19 protein-coding genes are annotated in these 23,052 nt (G+C 66.2%); 12 read left to right on the top strand and 7 right to left on the bottom strand.

All coding sequences use genetic code 11. The annotated features are described in order from the left end of the window. Positions 1-70: 70 nt before the first annotated feature. On the top strand, positions 71-1,624 hold the full coding sequence (locus ABFX56_RS00980) for a protein kinase domain-containing protein (RefSeq protein WP_346231412.1): 1,554 nt from the start codon (positions 71-73) through the stop codon (positions 1,622-1,624). Between the two features lie 27 nt (positions 1,625-1,651). Here ABFX56_RS00980 and ABFX56_RS00975 read toward each other — a convergent pair whose 3' ends face one another. Both ABFX56_RS00975 and lpdA read right to left on the bottom strand, forming a co-directional pair. After that, positions 1,652-3,103 carry a 2-oxo acid dehydrogenase subunit E2 gene (locus ABFX56_RS00975; RefSeq protein ID WP_346231411.1) on the bottom strand — a complete coding sequence of 484 codons (1,452 nt, stop codon included), beginning with the start codon at positions 3,101-3,103 and terminating at the stop codon, positions 1,652-1,654. Positions 3,104-3,159: 56 nt separating this feature from the next. Then, positions 3,160-4,536, bottom strand: a complete 1,377-nt coding sequence (lpdA, locus tag ABFX56_RS00970; RefSeq protein ID WP_346231410.1) for a dihydrolipoyl dehydrogenase — start codon at positions 4,534-4,536, stop codon at positions 3,160-3,162. Between the two features lie 177 nt (positions 4,537-4,713). On the opposite strand from lpdA, the gene ABFX56_RS00965 reads away from it, so the two are divergent. The 4 genes from ABFX56_RS00965 (at position 4,714) to ABFX56_RS00950 (ending at position 9,303) form a co-directional block, all read left to right on the top strand. Beyond that, positions 4,714-5,640, top strand: a complete 927-nt coding sequence (locus ABFX56_RS00965) for a proteasome assembly chaperone family protein (RefSeq protein ID WP_346231409.1) — start codon at positions 4,714-4,716, stop codon at positions 5,638-5,640. Positions 5,641-5,673: 33 nt separating this feature from the next. Then, complete coding sequence (locus tag ABFX56_RS00960; protein ID WP_346231408.1) at positions 5,674-7,002, top strand: MFS transporter; 1,329 nt, start codon at positions 5,674-5,676, stop codon at positions 7,000-7,002. 221 nt (positions 7,003-7,223) lie between these two features. After that, a complete protein-coding gene (locus ABFX56_RS00955) occupies positions 7,224-8,555 on the top strand; it encodes an RNA polymerase sigma factor (protein WP_346231407.1) in 1,332 nt (443 codons plus the stop codon). Positions 8,556-8,601: 46 nt separating this feature from the next. Further along, positions 8,602-9,303, top strand: coding sequence for a coenzyme F420-0:L-glutamate ligase (locus ABFX56_RS00950; RefSeq protein WP_346231406.1), 702 nt, complete (start codon positions 8,602-8,604; stop codon positions 9,301-9,303). Positions 9,304-9,312: 9 nt separating this feature from the next. Here ABFX56_RS00950 and ABFX56_RS00945 read toward each other — a convergent pair whose 3' ends face one another. Next, complete coding sequence (locus tag ABFX56_RS00945; RefSeq protein WP_346231405.1) at positions 9,313-10,335, bottom strand: sugar-transfer associated ATP-grasp domain-containing protein; 1,023 nt, start codon at positions 10,333-10,335, stop codon at positions 9,313-9,315. A 236-nt stretch (positions 10,336-10,571) separates the two neighbouring features. On the opposite strand from ABFX56_RS00945, the gene alr reads away from it, so the two are divergent. Then, positions 10,572-12,770: an alanine racemase gene (gene alr / locus ABFX56_RS00940; RefSeq protein WP_346231404.1), complete on the top strand. Its 2,199-nt coding sequence runs from the start codon at positions 10,572-10,574 to the stop codon at positions 12,768-12,770. Between the two features lie 112 nt (positions 12,771-12,882). Here alr and ABFX56_RS00935 read toward each other — a convergent pair whose 3' ends face one another. Next, a complete protein-coding gene (locus ABFX56_RS00935) occupies positions 12,883-13,116 on the bottom strand; it encodes a DUF7455 domain-containing protein (protein ID WP_346231403.1) in 234 nt (77 codons plus the stop codon). Positions 13,117-13,313: 197 nt separating this feature from the next. Here ABFX56_RS00935 and ABFX56_RS00930 point away from each other — a divergent pair, with 197 nt between their 5' ends. Continuing rightward, positions 13,314-15,395: a DNA gyrase/topoisomerase IV subunit B gene (locus ABFX56_RS00930; RefSeq protein WP_346231402.1), complete on the top strand. Its 2,082-nt coding sequence runs from the start codon at positions 13,314-13,316 to the stop codon at positions 15,393-15,395. Between the two features lie 51 nt (positions 15,396-15,446). Here the strand turns inward: ABFX56_RS00930 and ABFX56_RS00925 are convergent, their stop codons facing one another. Beyond that, positions 15,447-17,930: a DNA gyrase/topoisomerase IV subunit A gene (locus ABFX56_RS00925; RefSeq protein WP_346231401.1), complete on the bottom strand. Its 2,484-nt coding sequence runs from the start codon at positions 17,928-17,930 to the stop codon at positions 15,447-15,449. A 12-nt stretch (positions 17,931-17,942) separates the two neighbouring features. On the opposite strand from ABFX56_RS00925, the gene ABFX56_RS00920 reads away from it, so the two are divergent. Beyond that, complete coding sequence (locus tag ABFX56_RS00920; protein ID WP_346231400.1) at positions 17,943-19,079, top strand: alkaline phosphatase family protein; 1,137 nt, start codon at positions 17,943-17,945, stop codon at positions 19,077-19,079. On the opposite strand, the gene sepH is transcribed toward ABFX56_RS00920, so the two are convergent. Beyond that, positions 19,076-20,116: a septation protein SepH gene (gene sepH / locus ABFX56_RS00915; protein WP_346231399.1), complete on the bottom strand. Its 1,041-nt coding sequence runs from the start codon at positions 20,114-20,116 to the stop codon at positions 19,076-19,078. The two genes, ABFX56_RS00920 and sepH, sit on opposite strands and share 4 nt — an antisense overlap. 201 nt (positions 20,117-20,317) lie before the next feature. Between sepH and ABFX56_RS00910 the strand changes: the two genes are divergently transcribed. After that, on the top strand, positions 20,318-20,611 hold the full coding sequence (locus ABFX56_RS00910) for a DUF4193 domain-containing protein (protein ID WP_346231398.1): 294 nt from the start codon (positions 20,318-20,320) through the stop codon (positions 20,609-20,611). 13 nt (positions 20,612-20,624) lie between these two features. On the opposite strand, the gene ABFX56_RS00905 is transcribed toward ABFX56_RS00910, so the two are convergent. Then, positions 20,625-21,104 carry a DUF3093 domain-containing protein gene (locus ABFX56_RS00905; RefSeq protein WP_346231397.1) on the bottom strand — a complete coding sequence of 160 codons (480 nt, stop codon included), beginning with the start codon at positions 21,102-21,104 and terminating at the stop codon, positions 20,625-20,627. A gap of 66 nt (positions 21,105-21,170) precedes the next feature. On the opposite strand from ABFX56_RS00905, the gene dut reads away from it, so the two are divergent. From dut to ABFX56_RS00890, 3 genes are read left to right on the top strand one after another with little or no spacing between them, the layout of a single operon-like run. Beyond that, positions 21,171-21,629 carry a dUTP diphosphatase gene (gene dut / locus ABFX56_RS00900; protein ID WP_346231396.1) on the top strand — a complete coding sequence of 153 codons (459 nt, stop codon included), beginning with the start codon at positions 21,171-21,173 and terminating at the stop codon, positions 21,627-21,629. After that, entirely contained in the window at positions 21,626-22,282 is a 657-nt protein-coding gene (locus ABFX56_RS00895; RefSeq protein ID WP_428834378.1) for a DUF3710 domain-containing protein, read from the top strand. Before dut ends, ABFX56_RS00895 begins: the two co-directional genes overlap by 4 nt. 3 nt (positions 22,283-22,285) lie before the next feature. Then, positions 22,286-23,020 carry a DUF3159 domain-containing protein gene (locus ABFX56_RS00890; RefSeq protein WP_346231395.1) on the top strand — a complete coding sequence of 245 codons (735 nt, stop codon included), beginning with the start codon at positions 22,286-22,288 and terminating at the stop codon, positions 23,018-23,020. Positions 23,021-23,052: the final 32 nt, after the last annotated feature.

Raw genomic sequence — 23,052 nt, 5'->3', positions numbered from 1 at the left:
TTCCGGGCCCACCCGCACATTCACGCGATCATGCGGGCTGAGATTCCGCGCACTGGTGCAGGATGCCCGGATGGACACGATCGGCGGCTACCGGCTCGTGCGCTTGCTCGGGTTCGGAGCTCGCGCCGAGGTCTACCTGGGCCATGCCGGAGCCGGTGCAGAGGGCGCGCCGCGAGCGGCGGCACTCAAGCGGTACCGACCCGGAGTGGACCGGCACTCGATCGATACCGAACTCGAGGCGCTGAGCCGGGCGGATTCGCCTCACCTGCTGCGGTTGCGGGATGTCGCCACCGACAGCTCGGGTATGCCGTGCGCCATTCTGCAGCGGCTCGGGGCCGACAATCTGGCGCATATCCTGATCGCGCGGAATTTGCTCGCCGCAGGCGAAGCAGTGACGATCCTGGCCCCGTTGGTGCGGGCGGTGGCAGAACTGCACCGCGCCGGCGTCGCGCACGGAGCGGTGCGGTTGTCCACGGTGCTGTTCGACGAGGTGGGTGCCCCGGTTCTCATCGGCTTCGGAGCGGCGACGCTGATCGGGGCGCAACCGGCCGGTGCCGAACACAGCCTTACCGCCGCCCAACTCTCCGCTCACCCTGCAGTGCTGCGGGACCTCACCGACGTCGCTGCGCTGTGCAGTCGGGTTTTGGATCGCACCCAGCACACCGGCAGCGGTAGCGATCGGCTGTCGCAATTCCTGGATGCGACCCGTGCTGTGGACCTGGATGCGCGGAGCTTTCCCGAAGAACTCGCCGAGCGGATCTTCGAGCTCGCGGAGCCGTTGCCGGTGATGCCCGCGCCACCGTTCGACTCGGTAGCGTCGGACTCGGTAGCGTCGGACTCGGTAGCGTCGGACTCGGTAGCGTCGGACCGGGGCGGTCTGGATCTCGCTGCACCCGGCTACAACACCACGCGCCGCTACAACACCATGCGCTCAGCGCCCGGAATAGTCGCACTCGAACCGAGTGCCGTGGGCCGACCGACCGGACGGCGCCGCGCTCTGCATCGCCGTGCTCCCGACGACGCCTCATCGGCCGGGGTCACCGCGCGCTGGCGCCCGGGCCCGGTGTCGTGGACGCAGCGCCTGCATCCGGCCTGGTGGAATGGCCTGCGGCGGCGCGGTGTTCGCAAGCCATTCTGGCTGGCCGGTGCCGTCGGCGTCGCAGTGTGCGTCGGTGCGCTGGCGATGATCCCATCCCAGGGCCCGTCCCGGGCGGTCGTCCCCCCGTCGCCGTCGACGTCGCCCCGTGCGGCCTCGCCTTCGCTGCCGGCCCCGAGCTCGGCGCCGGAGTCAACCGGTGCGGAGGTCGGCGACGACCCGGCGGAAGCGACGCGGCAACTGCTCCGGGTGCGGGCCGGATGCCTGGCCGGCCGCTCCGCCGACTGCCTTCGTCGCGTGGACCAGGAAGACTCGGCCGCGCTGGACCACGACACGCAACTCATCGCCTCCGGGGCGACGAGTGCACAGGACGAGCTGTTCCCGATCGACGCCGCCACCCTCACGGAACGCCTCGGTGACGGAGCTCTGGTGTCGGTTAACCTTCCTGGAAGCGGAGCAGCGCCCGTCTCAGTGCTGGTGATCCGCACCGCAAGCGGCTGGCGAATCAGGGATGTGCTGGTCGGCTAAGTGGTGACCGGAAATACCTGGCGAGGTTCAAACTCCGAGGTTGCCCGCGAAGTCTCCGCCTTCCAACCGATCTTTGACCGCAACCAGGAAGCGCGCCGCATCAGCACCGTCGACGACCCTGTGGTCGTAGGACAGTGCCAGGGAAACCACGGACCGAATCGCGATCGCGTCCATGCCGTTGTCCGAGATCACGACGGGCTTCTTGACGACGCGGCCCGTGCCGAGGATGGCGGACTGGGGCAGGAACACGAGGGGAGTGTCGAACAACGCGCCACGAGAGCCGGTGTTCGTCACGGTGAAGGTTCCGCCGGCGAGCTCATCCGGCCCCAGCTTGTTGTTCCGGGTGCGGTCGGCCAGGTCGGCGATCTGGGTGGCGATGCCGGCGAGGTCGAGATCCGACGCGTTCCGGATGACCGGGGTCAGCAGACCGCGATCGGTATCGACGGCGATGCTGATGTGCTCGTGTGCCGGGTAAACGATGTTCTCGCCCTCGATCGTGGCGTTGACCACGGGGAAGGCCTTGAGTGCTTCAGCGGCCGCGAGGGTGAAGAACGGCAGGAAGCTGAGCTTCACACCGGTCTTGTCTTCGAACTGATCCTTCACCTGATCGCGGAGCCGAGCAATGAGGGTGACGTCGGCTTCCACGACCGTGGTGAGCTGCGCGGAAGCCTGCATCGAGAGCACGGCACGCTCCGCGACCACCTTGCGCAGGCGCGACATCGGGACCGTGGTACCTCGCAGCGGCGAAACCGGTGCCGGTACTGGTGCCGTCGCGGCGGGGCGCTCGGCGTCGAGAACGTCTTGCTTGCGGATTCGTCCGCCGATGCCGCTGCCCGACACTGTCGCCAGATTCACCCCGTGCTCGTGCGCCAGCTTGCGCACCAGGGGAGTGACGTAGCCGCCCCCGGCGTGGGCGCCGGACGCGCGAGTTTCGGCACGGGGAGTGGCTTCCGCCGCCGGCATCGGGGCGGCGGGCGGCTGCGCAGCTTCAGTGGACGGCACCGTCGGCGCCGGGACCTGGGGCTGCTCGTCGTGCAGTTCTGCCGGTGCCGGCTCCTCGGCAGCAGCCGGCTCGGGAACGGCTGCGGGCTCTGGCGCAGGAGCGGCCTGCCGAGCAGCTTCCGGCTCAGCCGCGGGGGCTGTCTGCTGGGCAACTTCCGGTTCCGCCGCAGCTTCCGGCGCGGGTGCCGGTTCGGCGGGTGCCTGTTCCTCGTCGGGGGCGGCAGGGGCTCCGCCCGCGCTGCCGTCGCCGATGGTGACGAGCGCGGTACCAACTTCTACCGTCTCGTCCTCGGCGACGAGGATCGCCTCGATGATTCCGGCAATGGGCGAGGGGATTTCAGTGTCCACCTTGTCGGTGGACACCTCGACCAGGGGCTCGTCCACTTCCACACGGTCACCCACGCTTTTCAACCAGCGGGTCACCGTGCCTTCCGTGACACTCTCGCCGAGTGCCGGGAGGTTGACGGATTCGCTCATGAGGTTTGCTCCTTTAGGCTGTTCGCTGTGTCTAGCTTAGTTTGACGCGCAGCGCATCAAGAGGCGGAGTGCAGCGGTTTGCCCGCAATGGCCAGGAAGGCCTCACCCAGTGCCTCGTCCTGCGTCGGATGCGCGTGGATCAGCGGAGCGATGTCCTCCGGGTACGCTTCCCAGTTCACGGCCAACTGCGCTTCGCCGATGAGCTCACCGACGCGCGCGCCGATCATGTGGACACCGACCACCGGGCCATCGTTGACCCGCACGATCTTCACTGACCCGGTTGTGCCGAGGATCGCGCTCTTGCCGTTTCCACCGAGGTTGTAGTCGTAGCTGGTCACCTTGTCGTCACCGTACTGCGCCTTCGCCTTGGCTTCAGAGAGGCCGATCGAGGCCACCTCGGGGTTGGAGTATGTGACTTTGGGAATATTCGCGTCGGAGATGACGACAGGGTTCAGGCCGGCAATCTCCTCAGCCACGAAGATGCCCTGCATGAATCCACGGTGCGCCAGCTGCAGGCCGGGAACGATGTCACCGACGGCATAGACACCGGGGATGTTCGTCGCGAGTCGTTCGTCGGTGATGACGAAGCCACGGTCGACGGTGATGCCGGCCTCTTCGAACCCGAGCCCCGCGGTGGATGCCCCGCGGCCTACTGCGACCAGCAGAAGTTCCGCTTCAACGGTCTCGCCGTTCTCCAGAGTGACGACGACGCCGGAGTCGTTCTGAGTCACGCTCTTGAACCGGACACCGATCTTGAAGTCGATGCCGCGCTTGCGGAACGCGCGCTCGAACTGCTTGCTCACCGACTCGTCTTCGTTCGGGACGAGGTGCGGCAGGGCCTCGATGATGGTGACCTCAGCTCCCCACGACCGCCACACGCTCGAGAACTCCACGCCGATGACGCCGCCGCCGAGCACCGCGACCTTTTTCGGTACGAAGTCGAGTTCGAGGGCCTGCTCAGACGTGATGACGCGGCCGCCGATCTCCAACCCTGGCAGCGTCTTGGAATAGGAACCGGTCGCGAGAACCACGTTCTTGCCGGTGATGGTGTCCGAGCCGACCTGAACGGTCGTGGAGGAGACGAGCTTGCCCTCGCCCTCGATCACAGTGATGCCGCGGGACTTGATCAGACCCTGCAGACCCTTGTACTTGCCGGAGACAATGCCCTCGCGGTACGTCGTGACGGCCGCGATGTCGATGCCGTGGAAGTCCGAAGTGACACCGTACTTCGCCGACTCGCGAGTCACGTCTGCGACTTCTGCGGAGTGCAACAGCGCCTTGGTCGGAATACATCCGACGTGGAGGCACGTGCCGCCCAGCTTGCCCTTTTCGATGAGCGCGACAGAGAAGCCCAGCTGACTGGCGCGGAGAGCCGCGGCGTATCCGCCACTGCCGCCGCCGAGGATCACAATGTCAAAATTCTGTTGCGACATCCGGCAAACTCCCTAAGTGTTGAGGATCTGTGGGATCGGCGGCACACAGTGCCTGAGCCGGTCCTGGCCAAGTTTTTCTTGCCACAAAGACCTTACTACGAGCGATGTTCGCTACAGGCTTGACCGCGGGCGCCGTGGGGCAGGCTATTCGGCGGCGAGCCAGATTAGAGTTAAAGCATGCAAGATCCTGCCGGCCTGTATCAGCTCACCCCGGACGTCGCCGACGTCCCGGAAGGGCTCCATCTCGTCGCCGGACTGACCGGGTTCGCCGACGCGGGAGCGGCCGTGTCGCAGTTCACCGACTCCTTACACGCGACCCTGACCACCCGATTGCTGGCCACCTTCGACGCGGACATCCTGCTGGATTACCGTGCCCGGCGGCCGATCATCTATTTCGACCAAGACCACCTCACCGATTACCAGCCGGCGACCCTGGCGCTGTACCTCGCCAACGACGAGGTCGGTCAGCCGTTCCTGCTGCTCACCGGGTTCGAGCCGGACTTCCAGTGGGACCGTTTCACCGCGGCTGTGCTGCAGTTGGTCGAGCGATTCGCGGTGAAGTCGGTCACCTGGGTGCACGCCATCCCGATGCCCGTACCGCACACCCGCCCGATCAACGTGACGGTGAGCGGCAACCGCTCCGAATTGATCGACACCATGTCGGTGTGGAAGCCGCACACTCAAGTTCCGGCGAATGTGTTGCACTTGGTCGAGTACCGGCTTCAGGAGATCGGGCACTCGGTCACCGGATTCGTGCTTCTGGTTCCTCATTATCTTTCCGACACCGAATATCCCGATGTCGCGGTCAAGGCGCTGGAGAGTATCAGCGCGGCCACCGGACTCATTTTCGCCACCGAGCCGCTGCGAGCCGAAGGCCGGGAGTTCACCCAGAAGATCGACAGTCAGGTCGAAAGCAACCAGGAGTTGGCGCGGCTGGTCGGCGCGCTCGAGGAACGGCACGATTCGTACATGGCCGGCAATCCGTTACGGTCCCCGCTGACCGACGAGGATGGCGCGCTGCCGACGGCCGACGAGATTGCCGCGGAGTTGGAGAAATTCCTGGCGCTTCGGCGTGGCGGCGACGATGACCCGCGCGCGGTCTGACGGCACACCGGACCGTTTCGAAGATCCGCTGAGGTGAATTCCGCGCGCTCCTGGCTGATGTGGGGCGTGGCGCTTTTCGCCTACGTGATCGCGGTACTGCAGCGGACCTCGCTCGGCGTGGCCGGCGTGCAGGCAGCCGATCGGTTCGACATCTCCGCGTCGGTGCTGTCGAGCCTGGTCGTGCTGCAGATCATCGTGTACGCCGGTCTGCAAATCCCCGTGGGCGTGTTGCTCGACCGGGTCGGGCCGAAATCCCTGATCGCCACCGGAGCGGTGTTCATGGTCGTCGGTCAGGTCGCGCTCGCGCTGTCACCGTCCATCGGTATCGCCATCGCCGGGCGGATCCTCGTCGGTGCGGGCGACGCGATGACCTTCATCTCGGTGATCCGGCTGCTCGCATCCTGGTTCAGCGGCAGGATCCTGCCGCAACTGTCCCAGTGGACCGGGAACATCGGTGCGCTCGGCCAGGTGCTGTCGGCCGTTCCGTTGTCGTGGGCATTGCGCAACGTCGGCTGGTCGACGTCCTTCGTTGCCGCGGGAGCGCTGTCGGCCGTGGCGTTCGTGCTGGTTTCCGTACTGCTGTCTGACGGCCACGAACCGTCCGCGGTGGTCGCGCATCCGTCCAGCTGGCGCTCGGTGCTCGGACAGTTGCGGCAAAGCCTGGCCAGCCCCGGCACCCAACTGGGCTTCTGGGCGGTGTTCGTGACCATGTCCTCCGGCACGGCATTCAGCCTCTTGTGGGGTTTCCCGGCCATGGTCGGCGGGCTCGGATACAGTCCGGCGCTGGCCTCGGGGCTTCTCACACTCATCGTGGGCGTCGGGCTGATCAGCGGACCCATTCTGGGAATCCTCTCCGCACGATTCCCGCTGCGGCGTTCGACGGTAGTCCTGGGAATCGTCGCATCCATCGGGGTTGCGTGGAGCGTCGTGCTGATCTGGCCTGGCACTCCTCCGTTCTGGCTGATGGTGGTATTGATTACCACCATGGGCATCGGCGGCACCGGGGCGATGATCGGATTCGATTTCGCGCGCACGTTCAATCCGCTACGCAATCTTGGATCGGCCAACGGCGTCGTGAACGTCGGCGGGTTCCTGGCCAGCTTCATCATGATGTTTTTCATCGGCGTTCTGCTGGATCTTCAGAATCACGTGCGGATCGGGCAGGGCCTTCCGGACGACCTGTTCTCCTGGGACTCGTTCCGGGTGGCGTTCCTGGTGCAATACCTCGTGATCGGAACCGGAGTGGTGTTCCTCGTCCGCGCTCGCCGCCGCACTCGGCGCAAACTCTACGATGACGAGGGAATAGAGGTGGGCCCGTTGTGGGTTGCATTGGTGAATGCATGGCGGCGGCGTAGGCCATGACGCCCTGCACTGCTGGCGGGGGTGTCCGCTGAAGCATGCAATAATTGACCCAGGACCCGTTCATTTCCGTAGGGGACGAAGGCACCATTGGTGCGCATCGGCCGAGGACTTGACATGGGTCCTAGTACTGCCCGAATTCGGCCACAGCACATCGATCCAACCTGGCGAGGGGGGACTGTGGCCAGGAGAACGACAGACGATTCGATTTGAAAGGTGTCCGTATGGCTGCCCGAACTAAACCCACTAGTCTTCCAGGCGCCAAGTCTGCAGACCCGAACAAGTCCGCTGCTTCCGGCAAGGCGGCGACCGACACGAAGCCGGCGGCCGCATCGCAGAGCGACGCGACGACGAAACCCGCCACCACCAAGGCCGACGCGGCGGAGAAGAAGGCCGCCTCGAAGCCCGCAGCGAAGTCCATGGCCAAGCCCAAGAAGGTTGCGGCGAAGACGCCGTCGAGCAAGAAGAAGCGCGCCAACCACGATGCCGACGACGCCAAGGTAGAAGAGGACCTTGTCGTCGTTGTCGCCGACGCTGACGACGACGCCGACAAGAAGAAGAAGGAAAACCTTCCCAAAGACGCCATCGTGCTGTCGTTAGTGGACGATGAAGACGAAGTTCCGGTGTACTCCGCCGCGATCACCGGTGCCACCGCCGACCCGGTCAAGGACTACCTGAAGCAGATCGGCAAGGTGGCGCTGCTCAACGCCGCGGAAGAGGTCGAGCTGGCGATGCGCATCGAAGCCGGCCTGTTCGCGGAGGATAAGCTCGCCAACACGCCCGGGCTGACCAGGGAGCTGGAGCGGGAACTGCGCTGGGTCGCCAAGGACGGCCAACGTGCCAAGAGCCACCTGCTCGGCGCCAACCTGCGTCTGGTCGTCTCCTTGGCCAAGCGCTACACCGGCCGCGGCATGCAGTTCCTGGACCTGATCCAGGAGGGCAACCTCGGCCTCATCCGCGCCGTGGAGAAGTTCGACTACACGAAGGGCTTCAAGTTCTCCACCTATGCGACCTGGTGGATCCGGCAGGCGATCACGCGCGCCATGGCTGACCAGGCACGCACCATCCGCATCCCGGTGCACATGGTGGAAGTCATCAACAAGCTCGCCCGCGTGCAGCGCCAGATGCTCCAGGACCTCGGCCGTGAGCCGACCCCGGAGGAATTGAGCCGCGAGCTAGACATGACGCCGGAGAAGGTCGTCGAGGTGCAGAAGTACGGCCGGGAGCCGATCTCCCTGCACACTCCGCTCGGCGAAGACGGCGACAGCGAGTTCGGCGACCTCATCGAGGACACCGAGGCGGTCGTCCCGGCGGACGCGGTGGGCTTCACGATGCTGCAGAAGCAATTGGAGTCGCTGCTCGATTCGCTGTCCGAGCGCGAGGCCGGGGTCATCCGGATGCGCTTCGGCTTGGGCGACGGCATGCCCAAGACCCTCGACCAGATAGGGGACACCTTCGGGGTGACCCGCGAGCGGATCAGGCAGATCGAATCCAAGACCATGGCGAAGCTGCGTCACCCGTCGCGGTCCCAGTCGCTGCGCGACTACCTCGAATAACCGGTGGCCATCAGCAGCCCGACCGCCAGATAAGGAGCGCACCGCGATGGTCGCTGAAGCGAACCAAGGCAAGAAGCTCGACACCGAGCTGGACGGCGTCACCTACCTCAGGATCCCGATCAAGACCAGGCTCATCGGACCCGACGACGACATCGTCGAGGTCGTGACCAGCTTCGCGGATTCCGAACTGCAGGACGGCGACATCCTCTTCGTCACGGAGAAGATCGTCGCCATCACCCAGGGACGCGCGTTTCCGGTCGAGTCGATCGCTCCGCGCCGGCTGGCTGTGCTGCTGTCGAACTACGTCACGAAGACCCCGAACGGCATCGGGCTCGGCCTGCCGCAGACCATGGAAATGGCGCTGCGAGAGTGCGGCACACCCCGGATCCTGCTGGCCACCGCGGTGGCGGCGGTGACCAAGGCGTTCGGACGTCGCGGCGACTTCTACCGGATCGCCGGACCGAAGGCCCGCGGTATCGACGGGCCGACCAGCGGCACCATCCCACCGTACAACTCGCAGGTAGTGCTCGCGCCGGCCCATCCGAACCGAGTGGCGGCCGAGTTGCGGGCGGCGCTTCGCACGCCGGTGCACGTGCTCATCGTGGACATGAACGACCTCGGCGGCAACGTCATCGGGTCAACCCTGGATCGCGCAGGCACCCGCACCATGGAGCGAGTTCTGGCCGACAACCCGCTCGGCCAAGGTCATCAGAGCACGCCGATGGGGATCATCCGTGCGGGGTCTTAGAACGGCTGCTTAGAAGCCGATCGCCTCACGGAACCGGGGCAGGCTGCCGCGGCGGATGCCGGTGGCGCTCGGCTTGTTCTCGTACACGCCGGCCGCCCAGTTACCCTCGACCAGTATGGGCCCACGTTCGCCGATCACGATGTCCCACCCGACATACTGCACTTGTGGGACGACTCTGGTCACCGTGTCCATGAACTTGTAGAGCTCCTGCACCATCGGCAGCTTGAAGTCGACGATGGACACCCCGGATTCCGGATGCACCGTGTGCACGTGGCCGTGCGAGTCATAACCGGGGCCGCAGGATGCACCGCTCTCGTCCAGCATGGTGTAGAAGCCGCCATAGGTCTGCTGATCGCTCGCGGCACCCCGCCCGAATTTCTGAGCCATGGACAGCACGTGGGTTTTCTCACCGTCGAAGAAGGTGGTGACCCTGGTCGTGTTGGCGGTACCCGGGCAGATTGACGCGAGCGTCGGATGCTGCACGATGTACTCCTCGAGCAGCGTTTGTCCCTTAGCGAGAAGATCGGCGCGGAAACCGTCCCAGTCCTCGACTGCGGCGGCCTCGTAACGCTGCACGCCGTGGCCAGAGTCGCTGAACGGCACCTTGCCCATGACCCGGCCGTGCCGCTGAACGAAGTCGCGCACCTGAACATCCGACGCCGTGCGGACCTCGAGCCACTCCCGGCCGAGGAATTCGTCGAAGGTGTGGTTGAACTCGAGCTTGTCGTGGAACTGCGAGCGGAAGTCCGGGTGGTCGAACTTCATGGCGATGTGATTGGAGAGGGAATGCGTCATGAACGTGGCGCGCTCTGCGCGGTTCAGGATCACGAAGTCGAAGTCGACGTAGTCCTGGAAGGCGGTGTTGCGGAACGCCGCCGACCACAGCATGTCCACGACCACCGCCGGGAGCGGCTTGTGGTGCGCCGTGGCAACCTCACGGGCCCGCGTGATGAGAGAGCCTGCGTCGAAACCGCGGACCCGTTCGGTGAGGTAGCGCAGGCGGGTCTTCAGGCCAAGGCCCTTCACAGTCACAGTGGTATGTCTCCCAATGGTTCGTAATGCAGTAGTTCGTCAGTGCAGTGGTTCGTTGGTGCGATGGTTCGTTGGTGCGATGGTTGTGGAATCACACGTGCGGAATCCAGAATTCAGCGTACCTGGTCGGCTGGTGAGCCCACACCGTGACCGCATCCAGAACACCGTGGTTATGCTGGATCGGCGCCCGCACATGCCGCGGGGGAACACGACACTGCAGGAGGTGTGGATTGGGGTTGCCACTGCGGTCCGCGCGCGTTGACACCTCCGCGATCGTCCACAACCTGAAACTGCTGCAGAAGACGGCGGGCACCGAGGTGCTTGCCGATGTCTCCGCCGACGCGTACGGGCACGGCGCCGTGCCGGTCGCCGGCGCGCTGCAGGCCGCCGGGGTTCGTTCCTTCGTCGTCGCGACCGTTGCGCAGGGTGCGGCGCTGCGACGCTGCGGCATCGACGCGACCATAGTGGCCTGGCTGCACCCTGCCGCGGAATCCTTCCGGGCCGCTGCGGACCACCGCATCACGGTGGCCGTGTCGTCACCGGAGCAGCTGAGCGCTGCCCACGCGGCCGGCGTCGCCGAGTTGCACCTCGCCGCGGATGTCAACGGCAGCGCCATCGGCTGTCCCGACGAACAGTGGAGCGCGCTGGTCGACGCGGCGGTTCTGGCCGAAGGCCGCGGCCTGCGCATCACCGGCATCATGGGCATCACGCCGCGGCGCACCCCGGCCTCTCGATCCGATCGCGAACTGCTGCACGACGACAACGTCCGGTTCGGCCGCCGGGTCACAGCGGCCCGACAGGCCGGACTCGACCCGTACCTGACCCACCTGTCCGGCAGCGCGGCGGCGATCACCGGAGCCGTCGACCGCCCAGACGCGGCGCGGGTCGGCCGCGCACTTTACGGCCTGAGTCCGTTCGGCGGCGAGAGCGCGGCGGAGCTCGGCCTGATCGGAGCCATGTCGATCACCGCGCGGGTGATCGGGACCAAAACGGTCGCCGCGGGAGAGGGGATCTCCTACGGCTACACCTACCGCACCACAACGCGAAGCAACCTGGCGCTCGTGGCGATCGGCTACGCGCACGGCATCGACCGTTATGCGAGCAACACGGGCACCGCCAGGCTGAACGGCACCGACTATCCGATCGCCGGCCGGGTCGCCATGGACGTGTTCGTCCTCGACCTCGGCGGCGACACCGCCGCGGTCGGCGATGAGGTGGTGTTATTCGGACCGCCGGACAACCCCACCGCGGAAGAATGGTCGGAGGCGATCGACCGGACAGGGCAGCAGGTCGTGACCTGCGTCACTTCGCGCGTGCCCCGAATTTATACGCCTGCGCCGTTGGTGCCGGATCGGCCATCCATCGTGAATGAGACGACGTCGGCCGCGCCGGGCGTGGCCACCATCGACCTTGACGCCTATCGGCACAACATCGCCCGGCTGCGCAGCATCGTGGCGCCGGCCGAACTGATGGTGATGATCAAGGGCAACGCCTACGGTCACGGCCTGCTGCCGATCGCGAGGGCGGCGATCGATGAGGGGATCACCCGGATCGGCGTGCTCGAGACCGCGACGGGGCTCGCGCTACGGCGTGCCGGCATCGGCCGTGAGGTGTCTCTGTTCGCCTGGCTGTTGGCTCCCGACGAGGACTACCGCGCCGCCATCGACGCCGGGATCGAGCTCGGGATCTCCGACGTAGCGCAACTGCGCGCGATCGCCGGCAGCGGCGCACACGATCGGGCGCAACTGCACCTCAAGATCGACACCGGTCTGCACCGCAACGGTGTCACCGAGGAGAACTGGCCGGGCCTGGTGCGCGATGCTGTGGCACTTCAGGCCGCGGGCAAGGCCCGGCTTTGCGCCGCGTGGACACACATCGCCGAAGCCTCCGAGGCCGAAGACACCGCGGCACTCCACCGGTTCGAAGAGGCCATCCGCGTCGGGGAGCGACTAGGCGCACGGTTTCCGCTCAGACACCTGGCCGCCAGCGCTGCGGGCTTCGCCAGGGCGGACTGCCGGCTCGACCTGGTGCGGATGGGCGCGTTCACTTTCGGGATCTCACCGGGCGGCGGTGTCACACCCACAGAACTCGGGCTGGTTCCGGTGATGACGCTCAGCACGCAGGTGACGCACATCAGGCACGGTCGGGCGATCGTCCCCTTGGGCTACGCGCAGGGAGTGCCCAGCGGCGCCCCTGGGGTGGTGCCGGTGACGATCGACGGCATTCGGCATCCGGTGGCCGTCGTCGAGCAGAACTACACGGTGATCGACGTCGGCGGTTCCGCGGAGGTTCGCGTGGGAGACCGGGTGGTGATCTTCGGCAGGGCTGAGCGCGGGGAAATGACCCTGCAAGTCTGGGCGGATGCGCTGGGCACGATCGGGGAAGAACTGGTGGTCAGGGTCGGCGCGGAGGTGCCGCGGAGCTACCTGGGTTGAACTTCTCTGGGCTCAACTCCTCTGGGGCTGAACTCCTCTGGGGCTGAACTCCTCTGGGCTCAACTCCTCTGTGCTCAACTTCGCTGGGGCTGAACTCCGTCAGAACGAAAGACTAGGCGTGGTGCTCTTCGAGCAGCCTGCTCGTCTCGTCGTGCCAGTCCGTTGCGATGGCGGAAAGCTTCTCCTGGTGCCGGCGCCCGTGGTGCGCGCAGAACAGCAGTTGGCTATCTCCGATGGACACGCGGATGTATGCCTGGGCGCCACAACTGTCACAGCGATCGGCGGCGGTGAGTTCGTACGCGTCGCGGGCGATGACCGCGGTCGATTCGGGTGCTACATGAGACATGGGGCGCTCCTCCCGGCTCGTGGATGACTAGTGGTCCACCTATACAAACACGGTTCGCTGCGTTTCGCCGCTTTGGAGGCCAGATTTCGCTGAACGCGTAGGAATGCCACACCAGGGAATACTGCGCCTGGGTGTCGGTGAGCGGAACCGGATACGGCGCTGGTTATGCTTGGTGCGCTTCGAAGGGACAAACCACTGTGACCAATTCCGACTACACGGCCCGCCATCTCTCGGTGCTGGAGGGGCTCGAGGCGGTTCGGAAGCGTCCGGGCATGTACATCGGCTCCACCGACTCGCGCGGCCTGATGCACTGCCTCTGGGAGATCATCGACAACAGCGTCGACGAGGCACTGGGCGGCTTCGGCACCGAGATCGACGTCATCCTGCACGCCGACAACAGTGTCGAAGTGCGCGACACCGCCCGCGGTGTGCCGGTGGACATCGAGCCTAAGACCGGGCTCTCCGGCGTGGAAGTGGTCTTCACCAAGTTGCACGCCGGTGGCAAGTTCGGCAACGGCTCCTACACGGCATCCGGCGGGCTGCACGGAGTCGGCGCCTCCGTCGTCAACGCGCTGTCCGAACGCATGGACGTGGAGGTGGACCGCGAGGGCAAGACCTGGGCGATGTCGTTCCATCGCGGCGAGCCGGGCACGTTCGCCGACAAGGGCGAGCCGCGAGCGGATGCGCCGTTCACGCCGTTCTTGAGCCGCAGCGAACTGCGCGTGGTCGGCAAGGTGCGCCGCGGCGTGACCGGCACCCGGGTTCGATACTGGGCCGACCCGGAAGTGTTCACCAAGGGCGCCAGTTTTCAGACCGAAGAACTTCTCGACCGAGTGCGTCAAACCGCGTTCCTTGTGCCGGGGCTGACCCTCAACGTCACCGACAACCGCTGCGATCCACCCACCGAGGAGTCCTTCCGGTTTGACGGCGGCATCTCCGAGTACGTCGACCACCTCGCACCAGATGTGCCGCTCACCGACACCTGGCGGCTCACTGGCTCCGGCACGTTCGTCGAGACCGTTCCGGTGCTGCAACCGAACGGGCATATGGCGCCGACCGAACTCACCCGGGAATGCACCGTCGACATTGCGTTGCGCTGGGGCATCGGTTACGACACCGTGTTCCACAGCTACGTCAATATCATCGCCACCCCCAAGGGCGGCACGCACCAGGCCGGCTTCGAGCACGGGATGATGAAGGTGCTGCGCGCACAGGTGGAGCAGAACTCACGCCGGCTCAAGGTCGGCAATGGCAAGCTGGAGAAGGACGACATCCTCGCCGGCCTCACCGCCGTGCTCACCGTGCGCATCCCGGAGCCGCAGTTCGAGGGGCAGACCAAGGAAGTCCTCGGCACGCCGGCCATCCGCGGCATCGTCTCGAACGTCGTCACCAAGGCGATGGCGGAGCGGTTCAGCTCACCCAAACGCGGCGACAAGACGCAGGCCACGCTGCTGCTCGACAAGATCGTGGCGGAGATGAAGTCACGAATCTCCGCGCGCACACACAAGGAGACCCAGCGCCGCAAGAACGCCCTGGAGAACTCCTCCCTGCCGGCGAAACTCGTCGACTGCCGCAGCAACGACGTGGCGAACAGCGAACTGTTCATCGTGGAGGGCGACTCGGCACTCGGTACGGCAAAACTCGCCAGAGACAGCGAGTACCAAGCCTTGCTGCCGATCCGCGGCAAGATCCTCAACGTGCAGAAGGCATCCGTGTCCGACATGCTGAGCAACGCCGAGTGTGCCTCGATCATCCAGGTGATCGGCGCGGGATCCGGGCGCAGCTTCGACCTCTCCTCGGCGCGGTACGGCAAGGTGATCATCATGAGCGACGCGGATGTCGACGGCGCTCACATCCGCACCCTGCTGCTGACCCTGTTCTTCCGCTACATGCCCGACATGATCAATGACGGCAGGGTGTTCGCCGCAGTGCCGCCGCTGCACCGGGTGATCGTGCCGAACGCAGGTACGAAACCGAACGACATCATCTACACCTATTCGGAGTCAGAACTCGACGGCATCCTGGCCGGCCTGAAGAAGGCGAACCGCCGCTACCAGGACCCGATCCAGCGCTACAAGGGCCTGGGGGAGATGGATGCCGACCAGCTCGCCTCGACGACCATGGACCGCAGGTACCGTACGCTGCGTCGCGTGCGGGTGCGGGACGCTGAGCTTGCCGCGCGAACGTTCGAACTGCTGATGGGTAACGATGTGGCGCCCCGCAAGGACTTCATCGTCGCCGGAAGCGACGCGCTGTCGCGTGATCGCATCGACGTGTAAGGCTCACGCCGCCCCGTTCCTCGGTCGCTACCGGGTCCGCTGGGGACGGTTTCACCTGGCGACGGCCAAGGATGCGCCGATGGAGCCGATCGCAGCCTCCAGGAGGGCGCCGGAGGCGTCCCGGCGGGCACCGGCATCCGGAAGCGCGCGCACAACCCCATCGGAAGCCACCGCCAACGCGGGGCCGGGTCCGGCCCAGGCCAGAGCGAGCGTGTCTTCCCCCTTGAGGAACGTGTGAGCTCGCACTCCGCCGGTGGCGCGGCCCTTGACCGGGAACTCGGAAAGGTAGGAAACCTTGGCGCGCCCGGCATCCACTCCGGCGATGGTCGCCGAATCCGTGGAAACGGTGGCCACAACGGCATCGGCGGCGCCGTCGACACTGGTGAAGTAGATCACTTCGGCACCCTGCGCGAGGCGGATGCCGGCCATTCCGCCGGCCGATCGGCCCTGCGGGCGCACGCTGGAGGCAGAGAACCGCAGCAGTTGCGCATCCGAGGTGATGAACAGCAACTCGTCGTCATCGCCCGACTGCCGGGCGCCGACCACCTCGTCGCCCGGCTTCAGGCTGATCAAGTCGAAGTCGGGGCGGTTGGGGTGGTCGACGACGCTGATGCGTTTCACCACGCCGTGCCGGGTGCCGAGCGCAATCGCATCGCTCGAGGTGAGTGACACCAGCGCGAGCACCTTTTCCTTGGCGCGGTCGATCCCGAGATAGTCCGCGATCTTCACTCCGGCCGCGAGCTGCACCGAATTCTGCGGGACCACCGGGAGGTCGACGGGGGAGAGACGGATCAGCCGTCCCAGGCTGGTCACCGCCCCGATCTCCGAGCGACTGGTGGTGACGATGCTGGTGCGGATCGCGTCGTGCCGCACGCGCCGGCCGACCCTGGCCGGCGCCTCGGGCTGGTCGTCCCGCAGATCGATGCGGATGGCGCGGCCGGTGGTGCTGAGGATCACCCGGCACGGCACGTCGGCCACTTCCAACTGCACCGGCGTCTTGCGGGACGAGGAGCTCGTCGCGCTCGGCGGCGCCTCGGTCAGCAGCGTACGCCGCGGCGTACCGAACCGCTCGGCGACCTCTTCGAGCTCCTGCGAGACGAGCTGCCGGATGTGCACCGGGTCGGACAGCAGCAGCTCGAGTTCCGCGATTTCCGCACGCAACCTGTCGCGTTCGGCCTCCAGCTCGATGCGGGAGAACTTGGTGAGCCTGCGCAGCCGTAGTTCGAGAATGTATTCCGCCTGCAGCTGGCTGAGGTCGAACACGCTCATCAGCCGGGTTCTGGCGATGTCGGAATCGTCGCTGGCCCGGATCACCTGAATCACTTCGTCGATGTCGAGGATCGCGATGAGCAGGCCCTCGACCAGGTGCAGTCGCTCCTGCCGCCGCGCGAGGCGGTAGCGGGTGCGTCTGGTCGTCACCGAGATGCGGTGGTCCAGGTAGACCTGCAACAGCTCGCGCAGCCCCAGGGTCTTCGGCCCACCGTTCACCAGCGCGACGTTATTGATGTTGAACGAGTCTTCCAGCGGCGTGTGCCGGTACAACTGCTCGAGCACCGCGGCCGGGTTGAAGCCGGTCTTCACGCCGATCACGAGCCGCAGACCGTGCTTGCGGTCGGTGAGATCGGTGACATCGGTGATACCGCTGAGCTTCTTCGAATTCACGCCGTCTTTGATCTTCTCGATCACCTTTTCGGCGCCCACCATGAACGGCAGTTCGGTGATCACCAGCCCGGATTTTCTGGCCGTGATGCTCTCCACGGTGACGCGTGCCCGGGTACGGAAGCTGCCTCGCCCGGTCTCGTACGCCTCACGGATACCGGTAAGCGAGGTGATCGTCCCCCCGGTCGGCAGGTCGGGTCCAGGCACGTACGACATCAGGTCGTCCAGGGAGGCATCCGGATGTTCGAGAAGGTACCGGGCGGCGCCCACCACCTCGACAAGGTTGTGCGGCGCCATATTCGTGGCCATGCCGACGGCGATTCCGCTTGCTCCGTTGACCAGGAGGTTCGGGAACGCCGCCGGCAGCACGTCGGGCTGGGTGAGCTGGTTGTCGTAGTTCGGCACGAAGTCGACGACGTCTTCGTCGAGGTTCTCGGTCATCGCCAGCGCTGCGGGAGTCAGTCTGGCCTCGGTGTACCGGGGGGCGGCCGCGCCATCGTCCAGGGAGCCGAAGTTGCCGTGGCCGTCGACCAGTGGCACCCGCAACACGAAGTTCTGCGCCAGGCGCACGAGCGCGTCGTAGATCGATGCATCGCCGTGCGGGTGCAGTTTGCCCATCACCTCGCCCACCACGCGGGCAGACTTCACATGACCGCGATCGGGCCGCAGACCCATCTCGGTCATCTGGTACAGGATGCGGCGCTGCACCGGCTTCAGCCCGTCACGCGCATCCGGCAGCGCGCGAGAATAGATCACCGAGTACGCGTACTCGAGGTACGAACCCTCCATCTCGGTGGACAGGTCGACGTCGGTGATGTTTTCGACCGCCGGTGCGGTCGGCGTGGCCTGGGGAGTCTGGTTCTTCGGTGTAGTCATAGGATTGCGACCATGTTACCGGCCGTGAATTCCGCGTCGGCCAGCCTTGCCGATGTCATGCCGAGTTGTGTGAGTTCTCTGGCTGGAAAATCGAACGTTCTGCACCTGCCACCGACCGAAGGCGCCGTGGTCGTGCTGGTCGACGGGCTCGGCGCCGCGTGCCTGCGCGCCCGATCCGGCCATGCCCGCACGCTGTCGGGGCGGCTCTCGGCAGGCACCACACTGCGCTCCGGCTTCCCGACGACCACCGCTGCGGCATTGGCGACGCTGACGACGGCGGTCACACCGGGAACCCACGGGATCGTCGGCTATACGGTGCTCGACAGCGCGGGTGACCGGGTGGTGAATCAGCTCACCGGATGGGACGGCGCGCTCGACCCGGAACACTGGCAACGCGTGCCGACGGTGTTCGAGACCTCGGCCGGGGCGGGGGTGGCCTCGTTCGCTATCGGATCGGAACGCTTCAGAGATTCTGGATTCACGCGCGCGGTGCTGCGCGGTGCGCAGTACCGCAGCGGCGAAACGATTGCCGACCGGTTCGCGCAGGCGCGCGCCGTGCTCGATGAGACCCAGGGTGCGCTGGTGTATCTCTACGTGCCGGAACTCGATCAGGCAGCCCACGCGTTCGGCTGGGAGTCGGACCGGTGGCTGAGGAAGCTGGAAGAGGTCGACGCCGCGGTGACCGAGTTCGCCGCCGGACTGCGCCGGGCCGAGGGGCTGCTGGTCACCGCGGATCACGGGATGCTGGACGTGCCGGCGCGGTCCCACATCCTGTTCGACTCCGAGCCGGAGCTGGTGGACGGCATCCGGTTCATCGCGGGGGACCCGCGCTGCCTGCAGCTGCACTTCGAGCCGGATGCCTCCGCCGAGCAGCGAGAACTCGTTCTGCACCGCTGGCGCGCTGCGGAGGGCGGTCGCGCATGGATCGCCTCTCGTGCCGAGGCGATCGGCGCCGGCTGGTTCGGCGCCGAGGTGCACCCCGACGTGATGCCGAGGATCGGCGACATCCTCGTGGCCGCCCGCAAGGCGGTGGCGTATTACGACTCCCGTTCGGCGACCCCCAAGGCACAGAACATGGTGGGTCAGCACGGGTCGTTCTCGAACGACGAAGTGGTCGTGCCGCTGCTGCGCTTCGGCGTCTACTACTAAGCCGGGTCGTCCTCTGGCCGGGCGCCGAACACGATCTCGTCCCAGCTCGGCATTGTGACGCGGCCCTTCCGGCTGGCGCGCGGATGCGCCGTCAGCGGCTGCGGCGCCGTTGGGAACAACCCGTCGTCGGCCTCGTCGAACGCGGGCAGCGGGGTTCCGACGAGGTGCATGCCGCCCGAACCGGGCAGAATCGGGTCGTCATCATCCGAAAACGCGGCGGCTTCCCGCTCGCCTCGACGGCGGCGCAGGGCTTCGAGAAGGTCCGCGGTCTGACTCGATGCCGGCTTCTGTTCCACGGCACGGTGGATGGCACCTGGCGCGAATGCTGGTCCGTCATCGGGTTGATCGTGGGCGTGTTCGGGCTGCCGGTCTGGCTGCCGAAGTTCCTCGTCGCTGAACGCTCCGCTGTCGAACCGCGAGGAGTCCGCGGCACGCGATTCGCTGCCGACCGCGCGCAGGCGTGGCAGGAACGCCCCGGTGATATCACCCTGTTGCGAGAGGGTGACCGCTTCGCCGTTGACCGGGGCGAGCGCTGCCTTCTTCGGCTCGAAACTCCATCGGGCGTCGTGGTCGATGTCCCGGGAGACGAAGCTGAGCTTCACCATCCAGCTGCCGTTGGCATCCTTCCAGCTGGTCCAGCTCTCGTTCGACGCGCCGAGGGCGCTCAGGCGCTCCCGAATCGCGGTACCGAAGGTGACCGCCTCGGTGATCGGGTCGACATCCATGGCGGTGTGCACAGGAACCCCGAGGGCGGAGTTCACGATGTAATCACGTTCGGCGAGCACGGGGCCTTCGAAACGCTGGATGTACTCCAGCGGCGCACCGGTGGCGGCGGCGACCTCGGATGCCGAGAGTCCGGCGCGGATTTGCGTCTGGATTTCGCGGGGGCTCACCTTGGGTCCGGGGGCCGGCCGGGTGGCCGTACGACGCAGTTTGGACTGCAACACGTCGTCGATGGCGATCCGATATCGCTCACCGTCATCGGCCGCGACCAGGAGTGCGTCGTGCTCCACTGACACCACTTTCAGATCCTGCATGCTGAACGCCTCTCCGACTGTCGAGATTCTCTCTTAGGGTGGCATGGACTGGCCTCGGATGTCGGGAATAACGCGGGCGTGCCGGAAGTTATCCACGGCGATCGGATGGGTTCCCAGGATCATGGTTTGCTTTTATCCACCGGATGATGCAAACTGTGCCCGCCGATTTCGTTAGATAGACCGAAAAAGAAGTGGATGGGCATGGCGACCGACTACGACGCGCCTCGCAAGACCGACGACGACTCCGAGTCGATCGAAGCACTGAAAGAGCGCGTTCCCGACAAGATGTCTGGGGTTGTCGACGTCGATGACGCCGATAATCCTGGCGGCTTCGAGTTGCCTGGAGCGGACATTTCGGATGCCGACCTCGACGTGGTGGTACTACCGCCGCAAGCCGACGAGTTCACCTGCGTGAGTTGCTTCTTGGTGAAGCACCGCTCCCAAATCGACCATCAGGAGAAGCTGGGCCCGATCTGCATCGAGTGCGCTTCCTAGCTCTGCCATCCCGCTAGCGCGGGGATTCGGTGGCCTGGCGTCGAGCCGTCTCGAGGGCTTCCACCAGCTTCTCAGGATGCCTGGTGGAGACCAGCCAGTAGGGCGTCGGGTCCTGCTCGTCGGTGACGGTGACACGCACCACCGGCGAGACCCAGCCCCGGATGAGCAGCCACGCCCTGGCGTCCAGTTGCGGGCCGCGCTGCACGGTGGCTTCCGGTTCGCGATACCCGGTCGCCTCACCGAGGAACTCGATCGGGAGCCGTGCGCGTCCGGCGTGAAACGCCTCGGTGGTCACCTCGAGCACGGCCGAGTTCGCGATGAGCAGTGCCACGCATCCGGCGTAGAGCAGCACCGCCACGGCGATGCCGACGCCCATGCTGATCGGGAAGAACACCAGCAGCGTTGCGGGGATCACCAGTGCCGTTGCGAGGAAGAACCACACGGATGCCCAGAGTCGTTCGCGGTACAGGGTCTCGGCCGGGGTGTCTGTCATAGTGCTATTCGATCAGAGTTTGACGCCCGTCGGGTTCCCTCAGCCGCTGTGCACTACCCTCGACTCGTGGCAGAAACCGTTGAAGTGCTCATCACCGGCGAGGCGACGCCCGAATACGCCCACCCCGGAGACGCTGGTGCCGACCTGTGCGCGGCGGAAGCGGTCGAGCTGGCGCCGGGTCAACGGGTGACCGTGGCCACCGGCGTCTCGATTGCGCTTCCGGACGGTTTCGCCGGCCTGGTCGTACCCCGCAGCGGTTTGGCGGCACGGCACGGCATCACGATCGTCAACAGCCCGGGGACGGTGGATGCGGGATATCGCGGTGAGATCCGGGTGACGCTTCTTAACACCGACCCGGAGATGACGTATTCTGTCGCAGTCGGTGATCGGATCGCCCAGCTTCTGGTCACCCCGATCGTTCGAGCGCGTTTCATACCGGTGGAAGTGCTGCCGGGAAGCCATCGCGGCACATCGGGGTTCGGCTCAACCGGTTATCGCGGAAATAGTTCAGGAGAACAGGTGTGAGCGACACAAGCGAAAATTCCTCGGCGGCGGCGTCGGAGTCGTCGGAAGAACTCGATCAAGTGAAGTCGGCCCCGGCCGACCGGGCCACCGCAGGTCCCCTCGACGAGAGCGAAGCGAACCCGGCGCGGCCCTACGTCGATCTCGGCGGAGTGAAGATCCTCCCCAGGGAAGGGCTGCAACTGCGCCTCGAAGTCGAGGAAGGCAGTAAGCGCGTGGTGGCCGTGGGACTGGACTACGCCGCATCCACGCTGCAGGTTCAGCCGTTCGCCGCACCGCGTTCGACCGGGCTGTGGCACGAGATCAGGCACCAGATCGCGGACCAGATCGCCAAGCAGGGCGGCACCACCAAGCTCACCGTCGGACCGTTCGGCCCTGAATTGCTCGCCGAGATCCCCGCGGCTGGTCCTGGCCAGCCAGGCTCGACCCGGCTCGCCCGATTCGTCGGCGTCGACGGCCCGCGCTGGTTCCTGCGCGGGGTCATCGCCGGAGAAGGCGCCGTGCATCCCGAGGCTGCGGAGAAGATCGAGGACCTGTTCCGCTCCGTCGTGGTGGTGCGGGGTTCCCAGCCGATGCCACCGCGTGATCTGATCCCGCTGCGGATGCCGCAGGCCGCCACCGTGCAGCAAGACGCCCCGTCCGGGACCTCCGTTTAGGCGATGACCGAACCCGAGGACACCAGCAACGCCGGCGAGAACTCCTCGGCGGGCGTGCCGAGCTTTCGCGAAAGTCTCGGTGCCGCGGCGCGCAAGGCCGGCATCGGGCAGGTGACGCCGGGGGAGGTGCCCACCGCGGCATCGCTGATGAAGGCGGTCGGCGGCGTCCGCGGCCTGATCGAGGCCCTGGTACCCGGCCTCATCTTTCTGGTCGTCTACACGATCACCGGCGAGGTGGCGCCCTCGGTGCTGATCCCGGTTGCCGTCGGGGTGGTTTTCGTCGTGGCGCGCGCGATCGCCCGCACCGGGATGACCTCCGCGATCGCCGGGCTGATCGGTATCGCGATTTCCGCGGCCTTCGCCCTGATCACGGGCCGCGCTGCCGACAACTTCCTGCCGGGCCTGCTCACCAACGTGGTCTCGCTGGCGGTGCTGTTGCTCTCTCTCGCGGTGCGCTGGCCGCTCATCGGACTCATCGCGGGATTGCTCACCAACGAGGGCACCGCCTGGCGCGACGATTCCGCCAAACGCCGTGTGCTCACCGTGGCGACCTGGTTGTGGGCCGGTCTGTTCGCGTTCCGACTCGCGGTGCAGGTTCCGCTGTACTTCGCCAATCTCCCGGAGTGGCAGGCGGCCGCGAAGCTGATCATGGGCATCCCGCTCTACGCGGCGCTGCTGTGGGTGACCTGGCTGATGGTGCGCGCCGTGTACCGGCGTGCGGGAAACGCCGCAGACTAAGCGCCACTTTCGCGGGGACTGGCATCCGTCGG

Origin of the sequence: Parafrigoribacterium mesophilum, from assembly GCF_039652555.1 — a bacterium.
In the GTDB taxonomy this organism is placed as follows: domain Bacteria; phylum Actinomycetota; class Actinomycetes; order Actinomycetales; family Microbacteriaceae; genus Parafrigoribacterium; species Parafrigoribacterium mesophilum.
The sequence above is the reverse complement of the archived record's forward strand: the minus strand, read 5'-3'. Positions and strand labels throughout refer to the sequence as shown.